This window comes from Bacillus sp. NPDC077411 (genome assembly GCF_044543425.1).
In the GTDB taxonomy this organism is placed as follows: domain Bacteria; phylum Bacillota; class Bacilli; order Bacillales; family Bacillaceae_G; genus Bacillus_A; species Bacillus_A bruguierae.
The window spans coordinates 529,452-552,548 of record NZ_JBITWA010000001.1; the positions used below are offsets into that span (position 1 = coordinate 529,452).

The following is a 23,097-nucleotide window of genomic DNA, read 5'->3' on the forward strand; positions in this document are numbered from 1 at the left end:
AGTTATTTTAAGGTAATGTTTTCCTTTTAATAAGGTCTTAAATTCTAAGAGTAGATTTGTATCATTTACTTTATAACAATATATTAAGTTGCAACAAGAAATGGGATATCCCTCTATTTCTATAATAATTCTTGTAGGATTTCCTCCTTTTTTGTCGAATTTGTTTGATATAAGGAGGAGCACTATATGTTTATCAAAGACTTTTTTATTAACCTTTTTATTTTTGCTTTCCTAGTTAGTTCAACTATATTCATCCAAGTGTTTGTAATTAAATCCAACCAGTTCATTGAAAAAGTATATGGGGCAATCATTGCTGTTATTTTGATGGCCTTCTCTTTTAAATACATGGGGTTTTACTATGATCTTCGAGCTGTTCCTCTCATTTTGTCATTTGTTTACTTTGGTCGTACTGCCGGTTGGATTACGTTACTTAGTATTTTTATAATGCGCGTTATTTATATGGATGGATATTGTGGAGCATATGTCGTTGCCTTATTAGGAGTAGGTATTATATTTACTATTTTTAAAACATATTTCAAAAACTTGCATCCGTTTAAAGCTAGCTTTCTTTATCTGATTTGTTATGTGGCTATGATTCGATTGGTAGGTGAACTCTTCATTCCGACTGTAATATCTAACATTCTTTACATGCAAAGCTTATTCTTTACAAGTGTAGGTTTATTAAGCGGACTTTTTCTGATGGAAGCTTATCAAAAATTATATTCCTTAACACAAGATTTATTTAAAATGAATCAAAAATTAGAAAGATCGAAGCAAGAGCTGAAAGATACTGTTCATGAACTGCAAGGAGGGATTTTTAAATTTATTAAAGTAGATACGCACTTTATACATACGATGTGTGATGGACAATTTTATTATCAAAATGGATTTTATTCTGAACAAGTGGTAGGAAAAAGTTTACGTATGATAGATCCTTCCATTATCCCTTCCCATCTCGTTCCTCAATTACTGAAGTATTATGTACAGGCGTGGGAAGGGAATGAAGTTATCTTTGAAATTCCTTGGCCAGATGATGAAACCATTGCGCTAATCGCTCTTAGGCCCTTTAAGCGAAATGGAAAAGTGATTGAAGTTGTTGGTTCTGCAATTGATATTACAGAGAGAAAAAAAGTGGAAGATGAATTAAAAACGACTAAAGAATTACTAGAGTCATTTGTAGATAACAACGTAGATGCGATTGTTATCACTGATCGAGAAGGACATATTTTACAAGCGAATAAAGCTTATGAAACAATATTTGATTGGTCAGTACAAGAAGTAATCGGTAAGAAAATTCCTTGTGTACCCGATTTCTTAATGAATGAATCGATGGAAATCATTCAAAATATTCTGTCTGGGAAATCTGCCATTACTCGATTAGAGACCATTAGACAACGAAAAAATGGAGATTTAATCGATATAAGCATGACGATTTCACCTGTTCTAGATGTAAGAGGGAATGTAATGGCTCTCTCTGCAATATGTAGGGACATTTCTGAAAGAAAACAAGCAGAAAAAGAACGGCATCAATTATATCAACAATTGCAAGAAAGTGAATTGAAATATCGTGCACTGTTTGAACAGGCAGCGGATGCGGTATACGTAGTAGAATTGGATAAAAATCGAACTCCCACTCGATTGATTGAAGTAAACGCGATTGGATGTGAAAGGTTTAATTTAAGTAGAAATAAAATTCTTAATATGCCATTTTTTGATCTTGCTTCTAAGGATTCTCCCCTTTTAAAAAGATTAATAGAAAAAATTAAAAAAGGAGAAGATTCTTTTACTTTGCAAGATGAATATGTTTTTCCTACAGGAAAGAAAATAACGACAGAGATTAGTATTCGCGTATTCAAGTTGAATGGAAAAGAAGTTTTCTTAAGTATTTCTCGAGATATTACCGAACGGATCAAGACGGAAGAATTATTAAGAAAATCAGAAAAGCTTGCGGTTGTAGGTCAATTAGCTGCAGCAATCGCTCATGAAATTAAAAACCCTTTAACTGCCATGAAAGGATTTATGCAATTATTAAAAACAGTGGAAAATGAAAGTAATCATCACTATATAAATATCGTATCATCAGAAATTGATCGAATTGAAAGCATTACGAATGAATTTATGGCAATCGCCAAACCTCAGGCAGTTAAAATTCAGCCTAATGATATAAGTATGTTAATGAATCAAGTTGTCATGCTATTAGAACCCCAAGCACTCATAAATAATATACAAATTAGGGCAGAAGTTATGTCTAATATTCCAATGATACATTGTGAAGGAAATCAATTAAAACAAGTATTCATTAATATCTTAAAAAATGCCATTGAATCGATGCCAACGGGAGGAGAAATTTCAATTCAAGTTGATAGAGCTGATGATAATCAAATAAATATTCGATTTATGGATCAAGGATGCGGGATCCCTCAAGAACGTATACCATACCTTGGAGAACCTTTTTATAGCATTAAAGAAGAAGGTATTGGATTAGGATTAATGATTTGTTACAAAATTATTGAAATGCATCAAGGCAAGATATGGATTGAAAGTGAAGTGAATAAAGGAACAACGATCGATGTTACTCTCCCTATTTGTAAATGATAAAACAAAAGTTGTTACATGTTAAAATATATGTATATAAGTTAAAAAAATCGACATAAAACCCCTTTCTTTTTTATGGGAGGGCGAGAGCATCTGGCCGTGCATAGGAGCGGTCAGGGCCCTTTTCTGCCACATGCAAGGTTTAAAACAAAAAGAAAAAGCAAGTAGTGGTCATGTTGTATTCTGCATAGCAGTGACTTATAAAGAAAAGCGGAGCCGACTCAAAAGAGATGTAGATGTCATTTGAATCGGCTCCTTCTTATATGTTCACTGATATATCAGCGCTTTTCACAATATATCGGCGCTTCGACACAATTTAAATATTCCTCGACGAGATTCGATACGCCAAGTACACGAAAAGGACCTGACATTAGTCCTTTTTCGTGTCAGATCCTTTATATAATTACATCATACCTTCTCGCTGCAAAAACCGCAGCCGGTAGCAATTCATCGTCACTTCTCCAAGCCGCTGCAGGAGTTGATAGTTCGCATACGCTCCCACCGGCGCACCGATGACAGGTACGAGCTGCAGCATTTTGGCTAGGTCAATATAATCGCGGTATTCTTGCTGAAATTTCTCCCAGTCTATATGATTTTCCTTATTCGTATCCCAGGTCTCAATGGCCTTCCATACTTCTTTCCGGTGGTTATCGCTTGAGAAAGCTAACTGAAATACGTGAAGAATGAATAACCGTTCTTCTTCTTTACTCGTGTCATAGCCATACAATGTTGCCGCATCAAACAAAAATTTAATTTTAATGCTGAGCAGCAGCGGGAAGTCAGCAAGCCCGAGTAAAAATCCTCCCGCTCCTGTCCCGGCTCCTTCTGCAGCTGCAATCTTTTTATACTCCTCTATCTTCTTTAGCACTTCTTCATCTCTTTTTTGCAGTGACCAATCTGTTTCTTTTAGCCTCGGTTTAATAAAATTCGAGCCAATACTAATGCCTTGTACCATCTTTTTAATGGTTTCTGTAAGTATATTTTGCACTTTTTCTGGAATGAGCTGCTGCATTTTCGTTTGAACTGCTTTAGAGAAACGTGTCATTGCAGAAGAGTTTTTTATCATTTTTCTTTTCCACTGTTGTAATTCTAAGATGACCTTTTGTTCATATTCAGTCATTCTTTTCTCCCTTTCCCTATATGATGCGGGATAATTTTTTTAAACGCTTCACCCCGTATTGATAGACAAACAAGACACTAAATAACATATTTTCAAGAAAAACAAGTCCTGTCATCATGATATCCTTCGTTGCAAACGCAAATAGTACAGTGAAAATGACACCACCTACACAAAGCAACGTACATAATAACGTCAGAAAATCTTTCATTTTCGCTTCTTCTCGGACGGGGTATAGCTCAAGCCATAATTTCAAACGATGATGCTTCCATAAACTTAACAGCTGATAACCGATTAAATATAAAAACACGACACCGACAAAAAGACGAACATAGAGAAACGGCGCAAAGTATAGAATTAAGCCGCCAATTGTCAGTAAGCGGACATACAATCCAAAATAATTTCCTGAGCGTAAAAACGTGCGCAAGAATAAGAACAAATATGGCCGTTTGTCTGAGGTGATCTGAAGAATAAAATCAAGCCATTTGCGGCGAGCTACCCGTTCTTTTAACGCCGGTACATCCACAAACATATTGGCAATGCGGTACAGCAGCATCATTTTCTTGCCTTCTTCAGCAATTAAGTATTCCCAGTTCAGTGGCTTTCCTTTTACTTTCTGGTGCAAGTATACAAGATAAATCACCATCGCCATGACGATTGCTCCCATATACATAACAGAAGCGCGCTCGACGAGGAAATAAACGAAGAAAAAGTTAAGTACAAAACGAACAAACCAGTCCGTAAGATGAATACGATTATCCGTCATATACGACTTTTCCCACGTCACAAATAAATTCCAGCCTTTACTTAACACGATCGCAAGTACAATTACGATGTATGTTTCCCCAGATTGTTTCGTCTGCTGGAAATAGAGCGGAGCAAGCGCCGCACTTACCATCGCCACAATATACAGCTGGATCATAAACGTAAATTGAAATGCTTTTACGAAATATACTTTTAACTTTTCTTCTACTGGAAGTAAATACACAAGATCCGCTTCTTTTAATAACGTTTGAATCGATCCTGTCGTTAACACAAGTCCTAACAGAATCGCCATCACAAATGATATCGGAAATGCAGGCGTTAATGTTTGCAGCCATTGCTGATAATAATACGCACCCGCTCCGATAATAAACACAAAAATAAATTTCAAATGATCATTAAACACATATTTACCGTATGTACGAATTTCCTTTAAAAAATGTCGAAACCGTTCTTTCCATAACTCTTTACTATTCATCAGCATCTTCTTCCTTCGTTAGTGCAATGTAAATATCATCAAGCGTTGCTCCCGGCATGTTAAACTCGCTTTGCAGCTCTTCAAGAGTGCCTTGTGCACGAATTTCACCTTGATGCAAAATAATGAAGGAATCGCAATAACGCTCTGCTGTTGCTAAAATATGTGTACTCATTAAAATGCCTGCACCGCTTTTCTTTACTTGGTCCATCATTTGCAGCAATGATTGAATCGCTAGCGGGTCTAGTCCAACAAATGGTTCATCCACAATATATAAAGAAGGCTCGACTAAAAACGCACTCATAATCATTACTTTTTGTTTCATCCCTTTTGAAAAATGGGATGGAAACCACTTCAAACGATTTTTCATACGAAACTCTTTTAACAGTCTTTCTACGCGTTTTTCGTACTGTTTCTCTTCAACGCCATACGCCATTGCCGTTAGCTTTAAATGCTCTTCTAACGTTAGCTCCTCATAGAGCACAGGTGTTTCTGGAATAAACGAGAAACTAGAGCGATATGCTGTCATATCATCTTTTAACGTCTTACCGTTAATCGTAATATGACCTTGTTTCGGCTCCATTAATCCGATAATATGTTTGATCGTTGTACTTTTTCCCGCACCGTTTAAACCGATTAAGCCGACCAGTTCTCCTTTCTTAACAGAGAATGAAATATTTTGTAATACAGGACGCTTCGTATATCCGCCTGTGACATTTTCCACGCGTAATAATTGTTCCATATGACACCACTTTCTTCATTTATGTATATGTATCATCTTACCAAAAAAATAAAGCTTCTACATAGTACAGACATACGATAAAAAGAAAAAAATTCCTTTGCATATCTTCCGTCAAAGCGGACATCATAATTAGTGAGGAAGGAACACATTGAAAAAGCAACCATAAAAGTGATGAACACAGCCTAGCGAACTCATCATGAAATGGGGTGTCTATAATGGACAAAGGTAATTTACACGGAGTCATATAATTTGTTTCATTTTAGAAACGGGGTGTCTCGAGGAGAGTAGATACTGTTTTATAAAATAAACAATTCATTTCCAAAGGATTGCAACATCATTTCAATGTAAATGGGGTGTCGACGGCAGAATATATGTCGAGTTACCGCGCATTTCCTAAATAAATGAGGTGTCTCCCAAAGGTAGATTAAACGAAAATGCTTTTTCAAACCTTCTTCAGAAGGCAGGAAGCTCAGCGGCTTCCTGCTTTTCGTGTTTTTTCTATTATGTAATTATGATAAAATACGGCTAAGACTACTGAAAGGATGAGGAATATGAATCATACAGCGGATAATTGTATTTTTTGTAAAATTATTGAGGGGCAAATTCCTTGCGCAAAAGTATATGAAGATGAACATGCACTCGCTTTTCTTGATATTAGCCAAGTTACAAAAGGACATACACTCGTAATTCCAAAAGTACATAAACAAGATGTATTTGCATTAACACCAGAAATTGCTGCGCACATTTTCTCTGTTGTTCCAAAAATTTCAAATGCGATTAAAGCTGAATATAATCCAGTTGGTTTCAACTTATTAAATAATAACGGAGAAAAAGCAGGACAAACTGTCTTTCACTTCCATCTTCATTTAATTCCACGCTATGGTGAAAAAGACGGTTTCGGTGCTGTATGGAAATCTCATCACAGTGATTACACAATGGAAGAATTACAAAACATTGCAAACACAATTGCAACTAGCGTAAAGTAACTCTTTTATCGGAAATGATGAATGTAAAAGATCAAATCTTTATTATCTATTGCAGTATGTACAATAGGATTGTACATACCATACATACTCCGCCAATGAACGCGAATCTAGCAGCTTGCTGCTTCACCGAAAGTATTGGCGGGTATGATCTTTTCTGTTTTAAAATAAAAAATAATTGCATTGCTCGTACAAGAAAGAAAAGACTGACAATAAAACAAATGCTTGTAATCAATTTCACTTTTCTCCCCCCTTGTCTTATGCATATGCACAGTTTTACACATCATGAGTATAACAATGCTGTGAAACTTCCATCTATGATGGCGAGTTACACAAATTAAGGAGGCCATTTTCATGTCAAAATCTAAATCCTTTCTAACTGGCGTCATTTGCGGCGGAGCTGTTGCTGGACTTGCTGTACTCTTTTCTACTCCTTCATCTGGAAAAGATATGCGAAGTAAGTTAAAAGAAAAAGGAAATGATATAAAGAAAACACTGGCTGATATTACAGCAGATACAAAGCTATTAAGACGACAAATCGTTGAAACAGCTTCTGAAGGAAAAGAAGTGATTCAAGAATTAAAAGTTGATATGCACGAAACACTTTCCACATGGAGAAAAGATATCTCTCAAAATAAACGCCACATTGAAAAAGAAATTGAAAACATTCAAAAATCAATTGAAAAGTTACAACAAACGGTTCCTGATAAAGCTTAATTTTTCGTATATAACAAATATTTTTGATTCTTATCGTCTCTTATACGGCACATGACATACATGTGCCGTATTTTTTATACAATGATACTCCTTTTCTTTCTACATCCAAATAAGAATAAAATTCCGTCAATCTTTGTCCTGTCCTACAAGGAAACGCTTTTATTACTACTCGAAATTTGTATAGTTTTGTCATTTTAACGAAAAATTTTCACAATTCTAACAAAAACACTTTATTAATTTTTATTTTACTGGCATAATAGATAGTAATGAATAAGAATTGTATAAAGTGGGTGAATCGATGAAAAACGGAGAAAAAAGTTATTCAATAAAAGAAGCGATGATTTTTAGTCAACGTATCGCTCAATTATCAAAAGCATTATGGAAGTGCGTAGAAAAAGATTGGCAGCAATGGATTAAACCATACGATTTAAATATTAATGAACATCACATTTTATGGATTGCGTATCATTTAAAAGGGGCTTCTATTTCAGAAATTGCAAAATTCGGTGTCATGCACGTATCCACGGCTTTTAACTTCTCTAAAAAACTAGAAGAACGCGGTCTGCTTATATTTTCAAAAAAAGAAGATGACAAACGAAACACGTATATTGAAATTACAGAGAAGGGAGAAGAATTGCTGTTGCAATTAATGGAAGAATATGATCCTGAAAGTAATTCTGTCTTTAATGGTGCTTTGGCTCTTCGTAATTTCTACGGTAAGTTCCCAGAAAACATCGAATTAATGGCCATTTTACGAAATGTTTATGGGCAAGACTTTATCGATATTTTCGAGAAATCATTGGATAATATCGAGGATAGTTTTATAGAGCACGATGAAAAACTTGTTAAAAAATGCTAAATTATTATCTTTTCGCTATCATACGTAAAAACTCTTGCATCAATGGTTGAAATAAACCTTGACGTTCGAGCGCTTCCGCCGTCTCTTTTCCTTCGAGGCTTTCTGGAAGCGCTCTTTCAAATTTATTCAACAGCTCATCAAATAAAAGCAAACCTTCTTGCTTTTCCATTAAGTATTGCTCATTCATTTGTTCACAAAGAACTAACAAATGTTCTACATCACATTTCATCACTTTCTTCTTTATAATTAAAGAATAAAATGGACACTTTTGTTCATCTATCATATTAAAAAGAAGCGATACATAATATTCTGCTTGTTCTAAGCGTTTCACAACGTCCATTTTCTTCCCTCTCTTTCTATATAAATCGCTACTATTGAACATAAAAATTGACCTGCTTTCTCCCACCCTAAAAAGGGGATGTCTTTTTTAATTTGTATTTATATAATCTAAGTGTCTCTATTTCAGAATTTTATAACACGAACAAATTATCGTATGATACAATAGGATTATATGTATTTTCGCCAAAGGAGGACTCTCCTCGTGACAATTATAATTACATTTATTGCTTTTGCATTTATCGTTCTAACTTATGCAAACCTTATGACACACACACTGTGTCAACAAAAACAAATATCTGATCGACGTCAAACGAGTGTCTTTCGGTTCGTTAACATATGCATTACCATTCTATTAATTTCTAGTTATATAGAAATTATATTTCATGCAAAGTGAGGAAGGAAACCCCTTCCTCACTTTTTTCCTCTATAAACAAATTATACCTACTATTACTAATAAAATAAACAACACAAGCCATAAAATTAATTGTTGATTCATTATAAATTCAACCTCCTCATTTCTCTTTGTATGCGTGTAAGCCCAGAATGGTGACATGACCGAATCTGACAATCCTTACGAACAAATGGGCAATTTTTCTTTATCAATAGGAAAACGAACCGAAATATGTTATATTAAATTTTGTACATATTGCTTATACTATAAAGTGAAACTTCCATTAGTGAGGGATTACTGCCCGTTCATGCGGGATTAAAAAATACATAATAGTAGGAGTGTTTATTTCATGAAGAAAGCAATGCTTGCCCTAGCTGTAACAAGTGTATTCACATTGTCAGCATGTGGCACTTCTGACAAGGTTGTAACATCAAAAGCTGGGGACGTAACAAAAGATGAGTTCTACAATGCAATGAAACAACAAGGCGGTAAAAACGTCTTACGTAACCTAGTAATGGAAAAAGTATTTATCAAAAACTACCCAGTAAAAGATGATGCCGTTAATAAACGATTTGACGAATACAAAAAGCAATACGGCGATCAATTCTCTGCTGCATTAAAACAAAGCGGCATGACTGAAAAACAATTAAAAGAAACTGTTCGCGCTGAGCTTTCAATGAAAGAAGCTGTGAAGAAAAGCATCACAGATAAAGAAATAAAAGACAATTACAAACCTGAAATTAAAGCAAGCCACATTCTTGTAAAAGATGAAGCAACTGCGAAAAAAGTAAAAGACGAACTTGCACAAGGCAAATCTTTTGAAGAGTTGGCAAAACAATACTCTGAAGATCCAGGTTCAAAAGAAAAAGGCGGCGACTTAGGATACTTCACATCAGGTAAAATGGTAAAAGAATTTGAAGATGCTGCATATAAATTGAAAAAAGACGAAGTAAGTGATCCTGTAAAATCACAATTCGGTTACCACATCATCAAAGTTACTGATATTAAAGAATTAAAACCACTTGATCAAGAAAAAGATCGTATTAAAAACGAGCTTGTTGACAAGAAAATGCAAGATCCTAAATTTATGAACGATCTTGTTACAAAAGAAATGAAAAAAGCAGATGTGAAGATCGAAGATAAAGAATTAAAAGATGTTTTCGAAACTCCAAAAGCTGAAAAAGAATCGAAGTAATAATAAAAAAGCTCGGCATATGCCGGGCTTTTTTTGTTTTAGGTTTGTATCCTATACAACCTTGTTATCTTTTAATTATGAATTTTTCATTTTCGTATTGCTTCCACGCTTCAAAATGAGGTAAAATTTGTAAAACAATGTTCGTTAGGAGGCAGTTAGAGTGTCCAATGAAATAAAAAGTTCCATTGACTATCCAATGGTGAACATTCCAGGGGGCGCAGTGGAATTAAGGGACGACAGAATAAAAAGCTCATGGAAAGCTGAAATCAAACCGTTTCTTCTTGCCCAGTATCCTGTAACTACAGATCTATACTATGCGATTACAAATCAATCTTCTTTTGACGGAGATCTAAAACCGGTTGTAAATATTTCTTGGCACGATGCGATTTCCTTTTGTAATCTGCTTTCACAGAAAGCTGGACTGAAAGAATGTTATTCTATAAGTAACGATGGTAAAAACATTATTTGTGACTTGGAAGCAGACGGCTATCGACTTCCTTCAGAAGCAGAGTGGCAATATGCATGTAAAGCAGGGACTACTGGTTATAGATACGGAGAGCTTGATAAGATTGCCTGGTATAATGAAAATTCAGAAGGCAGGGTCCATGAAGTAGGAAGAAAAGAACCGAATTCATGGGGTCTGTATGATATGCTAGGGAATGTTTGGGAGTGGTGCTGGGATTTATATGATGAACAAGTGTACGGCTCCTACAGAATTTTCCGAGGAGGAAGCTGGGCTGAAGAGGCCAGAGGTTGCGGGGCTTCGTGTCGTCGTCGTAGCCATCCAACCTTTCGCATAGACGACCTTGGATTCCGTCTTGCCCGGTCTTTATAATTCTACAAGTATGCCCTTTTCCAGCTCAGTTAAAGTTCAATAACACTGATTATATGAACGGAAAGTTTCTTCGGTTCTTCTGAAGAAACTTTCATGTACAGAAAACTTCTATTCAGCCTACAACTATTTTTATGGGACATAATAATTGATAATACTTCTTCCCCTATCGCACTTTCATGAAAAAAGCGGATAAATATGATAAATTCTCCTGTAAAAAATTTCGATGCTTTTCAATGCCTCTTCTTTTACACCAACCAATTGCATTAAATGCATCGGTAAAACGAAAAAATGGCAAAACTTCTTGCAAATCAATAAGCGGCCGAATAGATTCATAGCCTCGCTGATAAGCCTCCATTGTTCCAGGATATTTCATGAAAATATCACGATTGATTTTTGTAAAATCCATTTCGGTTGCGCCGATGCGAACACTTTCAAAATCAATGATGCCGGCCACTTGATTTTCATAAACTAAAATATTCCCCGGCCGAAAGTCCATATGTATAAAACAAGGTCCGTCTGGTGATGGAAGTAATTTGAGATGACGCTCAAAATGTTGCAATGATTGTTCAAATAAACGCGGTTCAATTACTTCCTTTACATCTGCTGCGAAGGAATAAAATTGCTTCTGAATAAACTCAGACCATTGACTATACACATTAGAAACGGCGCTATTAAAATCCTGATCATTTGGAATAATCGCATGCAGCTTGGCATGTTGTACTCCAATATCATAGGATAACTCTGCATCCACCCTCCCTGTAGCCGGCACCCCATTAATCGCAGCTAACAACAATGCGCCAGTAACATCCTCATTACCTTCCCAATAATCTAACACTTGTGGTACAGATAACTCATCGCGCAATCGTTCAAGCACCGTATACTCACGTTCAAGCTTTGCTTTGGAATAAGGAATTTTGATATAAACTGTACGATGATCCATTAACTTAATTTGATAAACCGCCGAACTAAAAGACTGCGGAACATCCTCAATTGTTAATACATTCAAATTAAACCTATCAATTACTTGTTGCAACTTATCCATACAAAAATCCCCTCCCCTTCATTTAAAACCCACACATATACACTTTTCCCTCTTACAGATCTGTAAGCTTTTTGTCACCTATATAAATAGTACTAACTACATGACAGTACTATAATTATTAACTATAAAGCAGTTATTTTCAAAAAAATCCCTACACATGGAGGTTTAATATGAAAAAATACATTTTAACTTCACTACCATTTATTTTTGGAATCGGATGCATCGTTGGCTTTAATACTGCCGGATCTACAGTCGCTCCGGATGGTAAACTTGTAGAACCATTTTATTTACTACCAATAGGTTATGCATTCATTGCTATCGGTATCGTTAGTCTTTTTGTAAATAAAATGAAAAAGGTTAAGAAGTAGACTAAAAAAGAGCTTTACTAAAGCTCTTTTTTTAGTCTACTGAACGTTTGTAATGATATCCTTCTTCATTCTTAGCAATCCCATCTTTAAAAGTTGAATTGACAGAATCCTCGTTGATTTTCTACGTTTTTTGACATACAGATTTATCTACTCAAATGGTTCAAGATACCAGAAAGAGGTGGTAAGTGGTAAATATTTTTTATATAATGAAGCGTAGAAAAGATAGGGAGGGCGATACAACCGATTATTCGACTATCTAGATTAGGGGTTTAGTAGAGAGAAAAATAGGGGGAAGAGAAATGTCAAAAAAAATAATTTCTTTATTTTCTATCATGATGGTTGCAGCCTTTATGATAACTGGTTGCGGTCAAAGTGATAAAGCAAGTAAAGATCAAAAAGAAAATAAGACAGAAAAAACGGATACAGCAAAAGAAAAAAAATCTGAAGGTGCGAAAGCTAATTCAAGCGATTATTCAAAGCTTATTTCATATATGGAGAAAGAAACAAACGGTAAAACGAAAGTCCTTTATGAAAACAAGGAACCGCAAGTACATAAGTTACAAGATGTTTCAGTATCGCTTGATAACTATACATTAGTTGAATTGAATGATTTTCATAACGATTTTAGCATTCCTTTTAACAATCAAACAGATGGTGGGGTTATTCTTGCACACTATACTGTAAAGAATAGTTCAAATAAAGATGTTTACTATATGCCAACCTTAGACATGTCATTTACAGGCGCTAAAAAGGCTTACACGAATTATAGAGATTTAATTCCAAAAGAAGAACAATTATCTGAAAAATTGTCTCCAAAAAATAATTATTTAGTAGAAGCAGGGAAAACCGTTTCTGGTTATGTTGCTTATCCATTCGGTAAAGATGATTTAACAAAAATTTTGGGGCTATCAACGGTATCAGTTAAAGTTTCTGAAGCGCAAGCGAATAAAGGAAAATTTGACGCTCCAATCGGAAGTGCGGGGACATTTGCGTTAAGTGTAAATAAACAAGGTAGCAAAAAGGTTGCAGCAGATAAGACTTTTTATAAAGATAAAGCAACCGTTGATAACATGGGCGAGAAGAAAATGCTAAACGAGAAAGCAAACATTAATAAAAGTGAACAATTAGGTGATGTCAATGTTACATTAGATGGATACCAATTCACCAAATTCACGCCAAATTCTGCTGAAGCTCCGCGATTTGAAAATTTCAAAAATGGCATTGTTTTATTGACAGTTCAATTTAAACTCAATAACAAAGGGTCTGAAGATATTGCGTTGTCTTCAATAAGTTCTACACTAAAAGTGAATGATGGCGCGCAGTATACACTCGGCGAAGGCATGTTGCTAACTTACAACTATAATGATGTGATCAAAACCGGAACATCTGGCGATTTATTACAAGTTTACCTCTTAGATGAGGAGCAGTATGAAAAGATTTGGAAAAACAAGAGCTTTGAGGTCGAATTAGGACCTATGAGAAATAAAGAGGTAAAAGACCTTTCAAATGGGAAAAAAGTGACATTCACATTACCAAAATAAAGCAGCAAGAAAAGCCTGGGTGAGGTTGTTTCCTTACCCAGGCTTTTGAATCTTTTATCCCATATTTTGTTGGAACACCCTTTTTCTTAAGAAAAAAGGAAAACTACCTTAATGCAGCCGGTCAACTAAGACATAAGTTATCATTAGTATAGTTAAAACTATACAGACTGTATGAAAACAAAACTTTGAACGTTTTCTCCACTACACCGATATTTCCAAAACAACTTTTGCCCCGCCTAGCTTTTCTGAATTATTTAAATAAACATTTCCACCGTGCTGCTTTGCAAAATTTTTGGCAATATATAGTCCGATTCCATGATGATTTTTTGACTTTCTACTTTTATCTCCTCTATAAAATTGCTCTGTGGCTAAATTCATTTCTTCTTTTGTAAATCCTCTTCCTGAGTCCTCGACAATGAACCGGGCCTTACTATTACTAGTTTCAACTGAAAACATCAAGTCACCATGTACTGGGGAATATTCAATTCCATTCATCATCACATTCATAATTGCTCTTTTCAAAGCAGCCTCATCAGCATTTATAAAATTTGGTATGTCCTTAACCTCTTTGATTAGATTTAACTGTTTGTCCAAAGCACAAATTGCACTTTCCTCTATAATATGATCAATAAAGTTTTGAAGTTCTATTTGCTTAAATTGAAGTGAAGTCCCTTCCTCACTTTTCGTAATGTCAAGCAAAGATTTCATATACATTTCCATTTCAGCAACACTTTTCAAAATATGTTCATTACATTTCCCCTGATTCGAATCCAGCATCAATTCATTTAACAACTCGGCATTCCCTCTCAGTATCGTTAATGGCGTTTTGACATCATGTGCTAAAGCAGCAATCTGTTCTCTTCTATTCGATTCCATCTCCCACTGTTTACGTAAGGAATCGTTCAATTCATCTTTCATTTTTACTAAGGAATCTAATATTTCATTCACTTCTATTATTCTAGATTGCTCTACTTGAAAATCTAAATCTTCTTTTTGAATTTTATTGGTTACCTTTTTCAAAATCAGCATTTCCTTTGACAATGATTTGCCAAAAGAACGAGATAGAAATAACACTTCTGCAACAAATAATAGAATAAAAGAGATAATCAAAGAAATGTCCGGAATTGGTAAATACTTCTGCAAAATAGGATTTTTATAACTAGTATGCAAGGTATATAAAACGACACAAATATCTTTATTTCGTTTTATGACTGCATAGTAGTATCCTCCGTCACCTATTTCGTTGTTCTGTACGTTATCCCATATTTTCCTCGCATCATTTTTATGAATGTTCCCTTGAATGATGTTTCCTGAAAAGTCATACACAACATATTTATATTGTTTTAAAATCCGATCATCGCCCTGTTCCGCTTTTACTATGGCGTCTCTTTGTGATTCAATCTGTTTCTCATAATAATTTGCCGGAAGAATCACCCCTTTGTTAACTCCAGTACTGAACAAACTAATATGCAAAGTGACTAAAGCAATTGTCCCTATTGAAAATGCGAAAATATACCGTATAAAAATTTTGCGGAGATTTATTTGTCTTTTCACTTTTTCCATTTATATCCGATTCCCCACACCGTTTCTATTGGATTCATGCCATACTTAGATAATTTATAGCGGATATTTTTAATATGTTCCACAATTACCAGATCATCACTTTCGCCATCATACCCAAAAACATTTTCATAAATCTTTTCTCTTGAAAATACTTGACCGTGATTGAGAGCTAAATACTCACAAATTCCATACTCGCTTTTCGTAAATGCGATAACTGTATCGTCATACCTTATTTCTTTACACGATAGATTAAATGTAAGACCTGACAGAAAAAAGGCATTTTGCTTTTCCCTATGTTCACGTCTTACATGCGCTGACACTCTTGCACGCAGTTCGCCGATTCCAAAAGGTTTTGTAATATAATCATCTCCGCCAAGGCTAAGACCTGTGATCAGATCCTTTTCCATTGTTTTCGCAGTTAGAAACACAATGGGACTATCCACCAAGTTCCGAATCTCCTTGCAAAGTGTAAATCCATCTATTTCCGGCATCATGACATCTAATAGAATTAAATCATACTGACAAAACTTGTTCTTTGAAATCGTAAGAGGATTACTCACGGCAGTTACCTCATGTCCTTCTTTTTCTAAAGCACTTTTTATAATATAAAGAATGCCTTCTTCATCATCAATTGCTAATATTTTTGCCATACAGAACCCCTCCTCCACCTTCCATTATAATGCTGTTTTTACAAAATGTGTTTACATTTCTTTACGTCCCTCATAATAGGAAAACCAGATAAGTGATATAACAAACGCAATGATCGTCGAGCAAATACATATAACCATTCCCATTTGGGTATCTACTTGCAAGGCATGCAAACTACCTGAATTCAATTTGTATACAAAAAAACTATTACTCAATCTCATTCCCCATGCACACGGAATGTATTTCCAAATCACATCCCCCAGCCCGGTATACATTAAAGCTGCCACCAGGCATTCCATAATACCCACCCCAATGGAAGCACCTTTACTAAAGCGAAAGTTCAAGAATAGATGGAATAGATACATAAAAATTTGACATCCAAAAAGGACGAAAGAAATCTCAAAATAGAAAGATAGTGGTAGTTCATTCTGCCCTAGCAGAAAATGAAACCCTGCCGCAAACCCAACGACTGCTACTATAATGGAGCAAAATCCACATATTAACAGCAAACATACTTTACTAATAAATGCTTTCCGCTTTCCGTATTCTGTTGATAAAAGTTCTGTAAAGTTCCCTGCCAATGATTCCTGTTCTACAACTAAAGAACTTACAATACTAATTAAGAGCGGAAAGGCTATTGATAATACTTGTATATAGCCTGAAGCCTTATTAATAGAATCAAGTTTTAAAAAGGAGTAATAACTTAAAAACAGAACAATCCCGATAATTGGCATCGCTATATGTATCCAGAAAAAAATGGTACCCTTCATCTTTAAAAAATCAGCTCTTAACACCCTTGGTAAAACTCCCATTTTATTTTGCCTCCTGCTTTTCAAACCATTTTGTCGTCACATAAGTAAACAAAAGAAACAGCACTACCGAAATGACTATCCCTGGCAGCAGGACATGATAGGAGAGGAGTTCTGGCTTAAACGTTACACTTTCTGGTTTTGCAAGCAAACCATTCGGCAATATTTTTACAATCGGAATCATGAGTCTGCTTGGATATGCGTACGGATTCATCCACCAACTACTTTTTGTTGCAAATTGAATTCCTAAAAATACATTTACTCCCATGTTTAATAAAACCGTTAGAAATACACCTATTTTGTTACCTAAAAACAAACATATAGGAATTTGCCACATAAAAGTAACGACCAAAACAATGATTCCTAATAAAGCATCCGCTACAGGAATAGCTAGGAAATCATTTATATTTATTAGTAAACCAAATAGCTGAATTCCACAGAAAAAAATTATGCAGGAACAAATCAAAATTCCTAAAACTAGTAATATTTTAGAAAGCCATACTCGTTTTAAGGAAACAGGTAAAGATAAGATGGCTCGATTATTCATTTTTTTATCCTTCTCGACAAGAAGTACACAACTTAAAGAAAGCATTCCCGGAAGAATCATAGTGTACCACCAGTTGTAGCTATTTAATTGAACATAATCCCCCGATACTAAAAAGGCAAACAGTATGGGAACGAATGGTGCTAGCCATATGAGTTTATTCAAAAAAGTATGTTTGATTTTGATTTTTTCAGATACAACATACGGAATCATTTCTTATGCCTCCTTTTTATATTTTCTCGCCACTTGTACAAATAAGTTTTCCAAGTCATCGTTCTTATTCAGTTGTCCCTGATACCCTAATACACCGTTAGCTATAATCCCAACATGATCTGCAACCTGGCTTACTTCGCTTAAAATATGGCTAGATAAAATGACAGTAATTCCTTTGCTAGGGAAAGAAAGGATCAATTCTCTTAATTCCTGTATGCCAAAAGGATCAAGTCCATTCATTGGTTCGTCTAATATTAAAAGCTTCGGATGATTAAGCAATGCAATGGCAATTCCCAATCGCTGCTTCATTCCCATCGAAAATTTCCCTGCCCTTTTCTTCCCTGTATTCTCTAGCTCCACAACACGCAATACTTCATCAATCCTTGACTTTGGCAAACCTAAAGCAGTCGTACGAACAAGCAAATTTTCTTTTGCCGTTAAATTTTCATAAAGCGGAGGGGATTCAATTAAAGCACCGATAGAATGTAAATCATGCCGCGTCCATGTATGACCATTAAAATAAATTTCACCAGAAGTAGGTGTAAGCATGCCTGTTATCATTTTCAAAGTAGTCGATTTCCCCGCTCCATTCGCACCTAGCAATCCATAGATTGAATGTTTCGGTACAGAAAGTGAAATATCTTGTACCACCCTTTGCCTTTGAAATGTTTTGCAAAGATTTTTTGTTTCTAAAATCAGCTCACTCATTCTAAACTTCCTCCTTATATTTTGTGAGTCTAGAATAAATCACAATTATAAGGATTCTATAAGGAAAGTAAAAAGACATAGCTATCTATAGCTATGTCTAAAAGTGCTCCTAAAAGCGATATTGATTTTATCCCGCATTAACGGGCAGTAAAAGCCCGATTGGTTCAACTAACCATCAGTGGGGGATGAAGAACCTTCCCACTGATGGAAGTTTCACTTTATTGCTTTACGCACATAGAAAAGAGACTGTCGCAAGTCTTTCGCTACAGTCCCCATTCATCTTTCAATTAATTACTATATAATTTTATTTCTGAAGCTGAAGTAAATCCACCGTATTGCAACTAAATGAAATTAAGAAAGGATCGGGAGTCATAACAAAAAATGTTGCAATGGCTCTTTCCTTTTTTCGAATTCATTGTCTTCTAATTCATTATTTACCTTTGCTTCTATACATGATTTCCTTATTTTTCACAAAAAACTATCCACCTATTAGAGTGGATAGTTCCTTTTACTTAATCGCCTCATGAACCTTTAACTGCTTACCTTTTATCGTTGTATTTTTCATTACTTTTAAAACAAGTGGTCCTTTTCCGTTTAATATCTCAACGTAAGAAACATTATCTTGAATCGTAATAATCCCGATATCATCCGCTGTAACACCTGGAATTTTGGCAATTGTACCAACGAAATCCACTGCTCGGATTTTCTTTTTCTTTCCGCCATTAAAATAAAGCTTCATGATTCCCTTATTAAGACTAGCGCTTTTATCTTTTTTCACAATTGGCTTAGCATTTACTTTTTCTTCAAATGCCGCCTTTCTTGTGATAACTGCTTCTTTTGAAGGTGCATCTATTTTTACAATTTCAAAACCGATATACGCTTCGATTTCTGCTAAAAATCTTTCTTCATACGGGGTTACAAATGTAATTGCTTTTCCGCTATTACCAGCACGTCCCGTTCTTCCTGTACGGTGTACATAACTTTCTTTTTCTAATGGAATATCGTAATTAATAACGTGGGTAATATTCTCAATATCAATTCCTCTTGCTGCTACATCTGTCGCTACTAAATAGCGGAATTTCCCTCTTTTAAAGTCATTCATTACGGCAAAACGATCCTCTTGCACCATACCGCCATGAATTTTATCACAAGGATAGCCAGAACGTTTTAACTGTCTAAATACATCATCTACATTTTCTTGCGTACGGCAGAAAATAATGCAACTATCTGGATTTTCAATCGTTGTTATATCTTTCAGAAGAGAGAACTTCTCTTCTTCCCTCACTTCTAACAGACTATGCTCAATTTTATCTGTCGTAATGCCAGATGCTTGAATCTCGATGTTGATTGGTGATTCCATATATGTACGAGACAAATTTTCAACATCTTCTGGTAATGTCGCAGAAAAGAGCATCGTCATTCGGTTCGTAGGTAATTCGTCAATAATTGCCTCTACTTGATCGATAAAGCCCATATTTAACATTTCATCTGCCTCATCAATCACCAAATATTTCAGACGTTCTAACGAGAAAGTCCCTTTTTCAATATGATCTAATACACGTCCAGGAGTGCCGACAACAATATGTGTCTTTTGCTTTAACTCTAATTTTTGACGCGCAAATGGGGATTTTCCATAAACCGCAGTTGCTTTAATACGCTTAAATCTTCCTATATTCGTAATGTCTTCTTTTACCTGCGCAGCAAGCTCCCTTGTTGGTGTAAGAATTAACGCCTGCGGTTTATTTTCTTCCCATTCAACCATTTCACAAAGCGGAATCCCAAAAGAAGCTGTCTTACCGCTTCCTGTTTGTGATTTTACAACAAGATCTTTCTTTTCTAATGCAATTGGGATGACTTTCTCTTGCACTTCTGTTGGCTTTTCATATTGTAAGCTAGCAAGTGCTCTTACAATTTCTTTACTCAATGCGTAATCGTTAAAACTTTGTGGACTCATGTACTAACCTCATTTTGTTATAGATTCTTGTATGTATTTTTCACCATTGTATGAATACCATATGCATAATTCCTGCTAAACCTGTTTTCAAGTCTTCAGAAAATGCATCAATGTAGAGTATTAATAAGTATACGTCATTTCCAACACATATGCCTACAAAATCTAACACATCTTTTTCTGAACAAAGTTATCCCTCAATAGAAACACATTCCATATATTTTTTGTTGTTTTTTCCGCTATTCTGTAATTCATTATGCTTGCCCCCTTGAAAATCAAATGTGAATCCAATATTCTAATACTATTAACTCTCTACTTAAGGTTGTGTTTAACATGCGTATTAATAAGTTCATTAGTGAATCTGGAAAAGCATCTAGACGCGGTGCAGATAAATTAGTCAATGAAGGAAGAGTCACGATAAATGGAAAGGTTGCGAAAATAGGCAGCCAAGTCGAGCCCGGGGATGATGTTCGTGTAAACGGTAACCAAATACGAATGGCAAGTAATTATGTTTATATTGCCTTAAATAAACCCATTGGTATTACGAGTACAACAGAAAAAAATGTTAAGGGTAATATTGTTGATTTAGTCAATCACCCATTAAGAATTTTTAATATTGGGCGACTAGATAAAGATTCAGATGGCTTAATACTCCTTACGAACGATGGAGATATAGTCAATGAAATTTTACGTGCTGAAAATAAGCATGAGAAAGAATACATTGTTACAGTAGACAAGCCGATTACTCCTGAATTTTTAAAACGAATGGCTGAAGGTGTAAAAATTTTAGGTACGAAAACGCTGCCTTGTCAGGTGGAACAACTTTCCAAATACGTTTTTCAAATTACTTTAACTCAAGGACTAAATCGTCAAATTCGTCGCATGTGTGAAGCACTTGGCTACGATGTTTATAGACTACAGCGAACTCGAATTATGAATATTCATTTAGGTAATCTACCCGTTGGACAATGGAGAGACTTATCTAAAAAAGAGCGTAATCGATTATTCCAAGACTTGAACTATGAGCCAAAGGAATGGTAAAAAAAGATGGACCAAAACAGGAAGAAACTGTTTTGGTCCATTTTTTACTGTACTATTTTACGTTTTCCTATCTATTTCCCAAATCGTTTGCGATATCCGCATTTTCTACATAGTTCTTCTACTGCTACTCTTTGCGAAAATCCATCCACAAGGTTTGTTGCTCGTTCCCCTTCGATAATATCAGAAAACGGAGCATCGTTAATATTTCCAAGATTGATAATGCCCTCACCATCTAAACAACAAGGAATAACCGTTCCGTTCGCTAAAATGCCCGCTTGATTGCGAAGGCCATAACAGAAGCCCTTTCCATCGTCTTCTTCCTCATGCAGTGCAGGCCACTGAAACTCGTAATCTTGGTTGATGAAGATGCGGTCCGCAATTTTTATACCTTTTCCTGGCGTAAGCTTCTCTTCAATCTTGTACGGTAAATTAAATTCTTTCTCAATAATTTCTAATAACTCTCTGTTTCGCTGTATTTCAAGATTCGTCTTATTGTCTTGTGTTAAGTTCCATAGTCTGAGCGAAACAATCAAATCGGATTGGCTCGTTGCTTCTTTAATGAAAGAAAGTATACTTCGTACATATCCTTCCTTATCTTCAGAACCTTCATGGCCATCAAAGCTATGAAGTGAAAAATTCATCTGTCTAAGCGCAGGTTTATTTAATAATTTTTCTCTCTTTTTATTAATTAATGTTCCGTTCGTTGTAATGTTGACTTTAAATCCTTTTTCATGACTGATATCTAACAATTGACCTATTTTAGGGTGAAGTAAAGGCTCACCTTTTACATGTAAATAAATATAGTCTGTGTGAGGCTTAATTTGATCTAATCGCTTTGTAAAATCCTCCACAGAAAGAAATTGCTTCTGCCGTTCTGTTGGCGGACAAAAGCTGCATGCGAGGTTACATACACTCGTAATCTCTAAATAAAACTTCTTAAACTTTCTCAATCTCAATTCCTCACTTCTTTGACTACTTATATAAATATAAATTAAAAAATCAACATAAAGGTCTCTTTTTTTAGTGGGCGAGAGCATTTAGCTATGCATAGAAACGGGCAGATCCTTTTCCTGCCACATGCAATGTTTCAAACACAGGAAGAAAGCAAGTGCATGTCATGTTTTGTTGTGTATAGCAGCGACTTGTATGTTGATAAAGTGAAACTTCCATCAGTCGGGGTTTTTCTTCATCCCCCACTGATGGAAAGCCCGCCCAATCGGGCTCTTACGGACAGTTATCTCCCACCTATCTTCTTAAGAAAAGCGGAAGTGGCTCGTTCAGAATGTGAGGGGGATGGAGCTTCTGACGTAGAGGGGTTTTTTACCTCGTAGGAAGAAGCGAAGCCACCGAACATTCTAGCCACTGGAGCTGGACAATGTTTTCTCAGAATCTTGAAGTGGGAGTCTTACTGCCCTAAAGTAGCGGGATAAATCAAAATCGATTTATATAGAACAGAATGAACGATTGTTCTCTCACTATTACAGCATAATTTTTCATAAATGAAAATATGCTTATTCAAGGAAACTACTGTTACTATTTTCTTTGTTTAGAAGACCATGCTATTTTTTGTACAGTGCGCAATACCCTTCTTCTTCAGTTTGAGTGACAAATGCACATAGTGCCAATTATAATGATTTTTTGAAAGCGTATTAATTTCCA

Annotated in this window: 24 protein-coding genes; 10 read left to right on the plus strand and 14 right to left on the minus strand. The window is 35.4% G+C overall.

Annotated features, from left to right (window positions below; genetic code table 11):
• Nucleotides 1-186 precede the first annotated feature (186 nt).
• Complete coding sequence (locus tag ACIGHG_RS02620) at nt 187-2,595, plus strand: PAS domain S-box protein (protein ID WP_396547023.1); 2,409 nt, start codon at nt 187-189, stop codon at nt 2,593-2,595.
• Between the two features lie 403 nt (nt 2,596-2,998).
• On the opposite strand, the gene ACIGHG_RS02625 is transcribed toward ACIGHG_RS02620, so the two are convergent.
• Genes ACIGHG_RS02625 through ACIGHG_RS02635 form a run of 3 tightly spaced genes read right to left on the minus strand, consistent with a single transcriptional unit; the run spans nt 2,999 to nt 5,691 of the window.
• On the minus strand, nt 2,999-3,715 hold the full coding sequence (locus ACIGHG_RS02625; protein ID WP_090917603.1) for an EcsC family protein: 717 nt from the start codon (nt 3,713-3,715) through the stop codon (nt 2,999-3,001).
• Nucleotides 3,716-3,731: 16 nt separating this feature from the next.
• Nucleotides 3,732-4,952, minus strand: coding sequence for an ABC transporter permease (locus ACIGHG_RS02630; protein ID WP_336472256.1), 1,221 nt, complete (start codon nt 4,950-4,952; stop codon nt 3,732-3,734).
• On the minus strand, nt 4,945-5,691 hold the full coding sequence (locus ACIGHG_RS02635; protein ID WP_090917607.1) for an ABC transporter ATP-binding protein: 747 nt from the start codon (nt 5,689-5,691) through the stop codon (nt 4,945-4,947). The genes ACIGHG_RS02630 and ACIGHG_RS02635 overlap by 8 nt, the downstream gene beginning before the upstream one ends.
• A 551-nt stretch (nt 5,692-6,242) precedes the next feature.
• Here ACIGHG_RS02635 and ACIGHG_RS02640 point away from each other — a divergent pair.
• Complete coding sequence (locus ACIGHG_RS02640) at nt 6,243-6,677, plus strand: HIT family protein (protein WP_396547025.1); 435 nt, start codon at nt 6,243-6,245, stop codon at nt 6,675-6,677.
• A 46-nt stretch (nt 6,678-6,723) separates the two neighbouring features.
• On the opposite strand, the gene yhzF is transcribed toward ACIGHG_RS02640, so the two are convergent.
• Nucleotides 6,724-6,915, minus strand: a complete 192-nt coding sequence (gene yhzF / locus ACIGHG_RS02645; RefSeq protein ID WP_396547027.1) for a membrane protein YhzF — start codon at nt 6,913-6,915, stop codon at nt 6,724-6,726.
• Between the two features lie 113 nt (nt 6,916-7,028).
• On the opposite strand from yhzF, the gene ACIGHG_RS02650 reads away from it, so the two are divergent.
• Together ACIGHG_RS02650 and ACIGHG_RS02655 are read left to right on the plus strand one after the other, a co-directional pair.
• On the plus strand, nt 7,029-7,391 hold the full coding sequence (locus ACIGHG_RS02650; RefSeq protein ID WP_139207714.1) for a YtxH domain-containing protein: 363 nt from the start codon (nt 7,029-7,031) through the stop codon (nt 7,389-7,391).
• 298 nt (nt 7,392-7,689) lie between these two features.
• Nucleotides 7,690-8,250 carry an HTH-type transcriptional regulator Hpr gene (locus ACIGHG_RS02655; RefSeq protein WP_090917614.1) on the plus strand — a complete coding sequence of 187 codons (561 nt, stop codon included), beginning with the start codon at nt 7,690-7,692 and terminating at the stop codon, nt 8,248-8,250.
• A 4-nt stretch (nt 8,251-8,254) separates the two neighbouring features.
• On the opposite strand, the gene ACIGHG_RS02660 is transcribed toward ACIGHG_RS02655, so the two are convergent.
• On the minus strand, nt 8,255-8,590 hold the full coding sequence (locus ACIGHG_RS02660; RefSeq protein ID WP_336472260.1) for a DUF1878 family protein: 336 nt from the start codon (nt 8,588-8,590) through the stop codon (nt 8,255-8,257).
• 207 nt (nt 8,591-8,797) lie between these two features.
• On the opposite strand from ACIGHG_RS02660, the gene ACIGHG_RS02665 reads away from it, so the two are divergent.
• Nucleotides 8,798-8,983: a hypothetical protein gene (locus ACIGHG_RS02665; protein WP_396547200.1), complete on the plus strand. Its 186-nt coding sequence runs from the start codon at nt 8,798-8,800 to the stop codon at nt 8,981-8,983.
• Between the two features lie 30 nt (nt 8,984-9,013).
• On the opposite strand, the gene ACIGHG_RS02670 is transcribed toward ACIGHG_RS02665, so the two are convergent.
• Complete coding sequence (locus ACIGHG_RS02670) at nt 9,014-9,157, minus strand: YjcZ family sporulation protein (RefSeq protein ID WP_396021734.1); 144 nt, start codon at nt 9,155-9,157, stop codon at nt 9,014-9,016.
• A gap of 172 nt (nt 9,158-9,329) precedes the next feature.
• Here ACIGHG_RS02670 and prsA point away from each other — a divergent pair, with 172 nt between their 5' ends.
• Entirely contained in the window at nt 9,330-10,175 is an 846-nt protein-coding gene (gene prsA, locus ACIGHG_RS02675) for a peptidylprolyl isomerase PrsA (RefSeq protein WP_336472262.1), read from the plus strand.
• Nucleotides 10,176-10,371: 196 nt separating this feature from the next.
• The gene (locus tag ACIGHG_RS02680; RefSeq protein ID WP_336472372.1) at nt 10,372-11,010 is read left to right on the plus strand and encodes a formylglycine-generating enzyme family protein; all 639 of its coding nucleotides are present in this window, start codon (nt 10,372-10,374) and stop codon (nt 11,008-11,010) included.
• A gap of 163 nt (nt 11,011-11,173) precedes the next feature.
• Here the strand turns inward: ACIGHG_RS02680 and ACIGHG_RS02685 are convergent, their stop codons facing one another.
• Nucleotides 11,174-12,052 carry a phosphotransferase family protein gene (locus ACIGHG_RS02685; protein ID WP_396547030.1) on the minus strand — a complete coding sequence of 293 codons (879 nt, stop codon included), beginning with the start codon at nt 12,050-12,052 and terminating at the stop codon, nt 11,174-11,176.
• Between the two features lie 170 nt (nt 12,053-12,222).
• On the opposite strand from ACIGHG_RS02685, the gene ACIGHG_RS02690 reads away from it, so the two are divergent.
• Complete coding sequence (locus tag ACIGHG_RS02690) at nt 12,223-12,420, plus strand: DUF3955 domain-containing protein (protein ID WP_396547032.1); 198 nt, start codon at nt 12,223-12,225, stop codon at nt 12,418-12,420.
• A gap of 299 nt (nt 12,421-12,719) precedes the next feature.
• Nucleotides 12,720-13,961 (plus strand): DUF5068 domain-containing protein, encoded by a 1,242-nt coding sequence (locus tag ACIGHG_RS02695; RefSeq protein ID WP_396547034.1) that lies wholly within the window; start codon nt 12,720-12,722, stop codon nt 13,959-13,961.
• 201 nt (nt 13,962-14,162) lie between these two features.
• On the opposite strand, the gene ACIGHG_RS02700 is transcribed toward ACIGHG_RS02695, so the two are convergent.
• The 6 genes from ACIGHG_RS02700 to ACIGHG_RS02725 form a co-directional block, all read right to left on the minus strand.
• Nucleotides 14,163-15,524, minus strand: a complete 1,362-nt coding sequence (locus ACIGHG_RS02700) for a sensor histidine kinase (protein WP_396547036.1) — start codon at nt 15,522-15,524, stop codon at nt 14,163-14,165.
• Nucleotides 15,512-16,174 (minus strand): response regulator transcription factor, encoded by a 663-nt coding sequence (locus ACIGHG_RS02705; protein WP_336472267.1) that lies wholly within the window; start codon nt 16,172-16,174, stop codon nt 15,512-15,514. The genes ACIGHG_RS02700 and ACIGHG_RS02705 overlap by 13 nt, the downstream gene beginning before the upstream one ends.
• Before the next feature lie 51 nt (nt 16,175-16,225).
• Nucleotides 16,226-16,984 carry a lantibiotic immunity ABC transporter MutG family permease subunit gene (locus ACIGHG_RS02710; RefSeq protein ID WP_396547038.1) on the minus strand — a complete coding sequence of 253 codons (759 nt, stop codon included), beginning with the start codon at nt 16,982-16,984 and terminating at the stop codon, nt 16,226-16,228.
• A gap of 1 nt (nt 16,985) precedes the next feature.
• The gene (locus ACIGHG_RS02715) at nt 16,986-17,738 is read right to left on the minus strand and encodes a lantibiotic immunity ABC transporter MutE/EpiE family permease subunit (protein WP_396547040.1); all 753 of its coding nucleotides are present in this window, start codon (nt 17,736-17,738) and stop codon (nt 16,986-16,988) included.
• Between the two features lie 3 nt (nt 17,739-17,741).
• A complete protein-coding gene (locus tag ACIGHG_RS02720) occupies nt 17,742-18,446 on the minus strand; it encodes a lantibiotic protection ABC transporter ATP-binding protein (RefSeq protein ID WP_396547041.1) in 705 nt (234 codons plus the stop codon).
• A 508-nt stretch (nt 18,447-18,954) separates the two neighbouring features.
• On the minus strand, nt 18,955-20,400 hold the full coding sequence (locus ACIGHG_RS02725; RefSeq protein ID WP_396547043.1) for a DEAD/DEAH box helicase: 1,446 nt from the start codon (nt 20,398-20,400) through the stop codon (nt 18,955-18,957).
• Between the two features lie 321 nt (nt 20,401-20,721).
• Here ACIGHG_RS02725 and rluF point away from each other — a divergent pair, with 321 nt between their 5' ends.
• A complete protein-coding gene (gene rluF, locus ACIGHG_RS02730; protein ID WP_396547045.1) occupies nt 20,722-21,438 on the plus strand; it encodes a 23S rRNA pseudouridine(2604) synthase RluF in 717 nt (238 codons plus the stop codon).
• Between the two features lie 71 nt (nt 21,439-21,509).
• On the opposite strand, the gene ACIGHG_RS02735 is transcribed toward rluF, so the two are convergent.
• A complete protein-coding gene (locus tag ACIGHG_RS02735; protein WP_336472273.1) occupies nt 21,510-22,388 on the minus strand; it encodes a radical SAM/SPASM domain-containing protein in 879 nt (292 codons plus the stop codon).
• Nucleotides 22,389-23,097 lie beyond the last annotated feature (709 nt).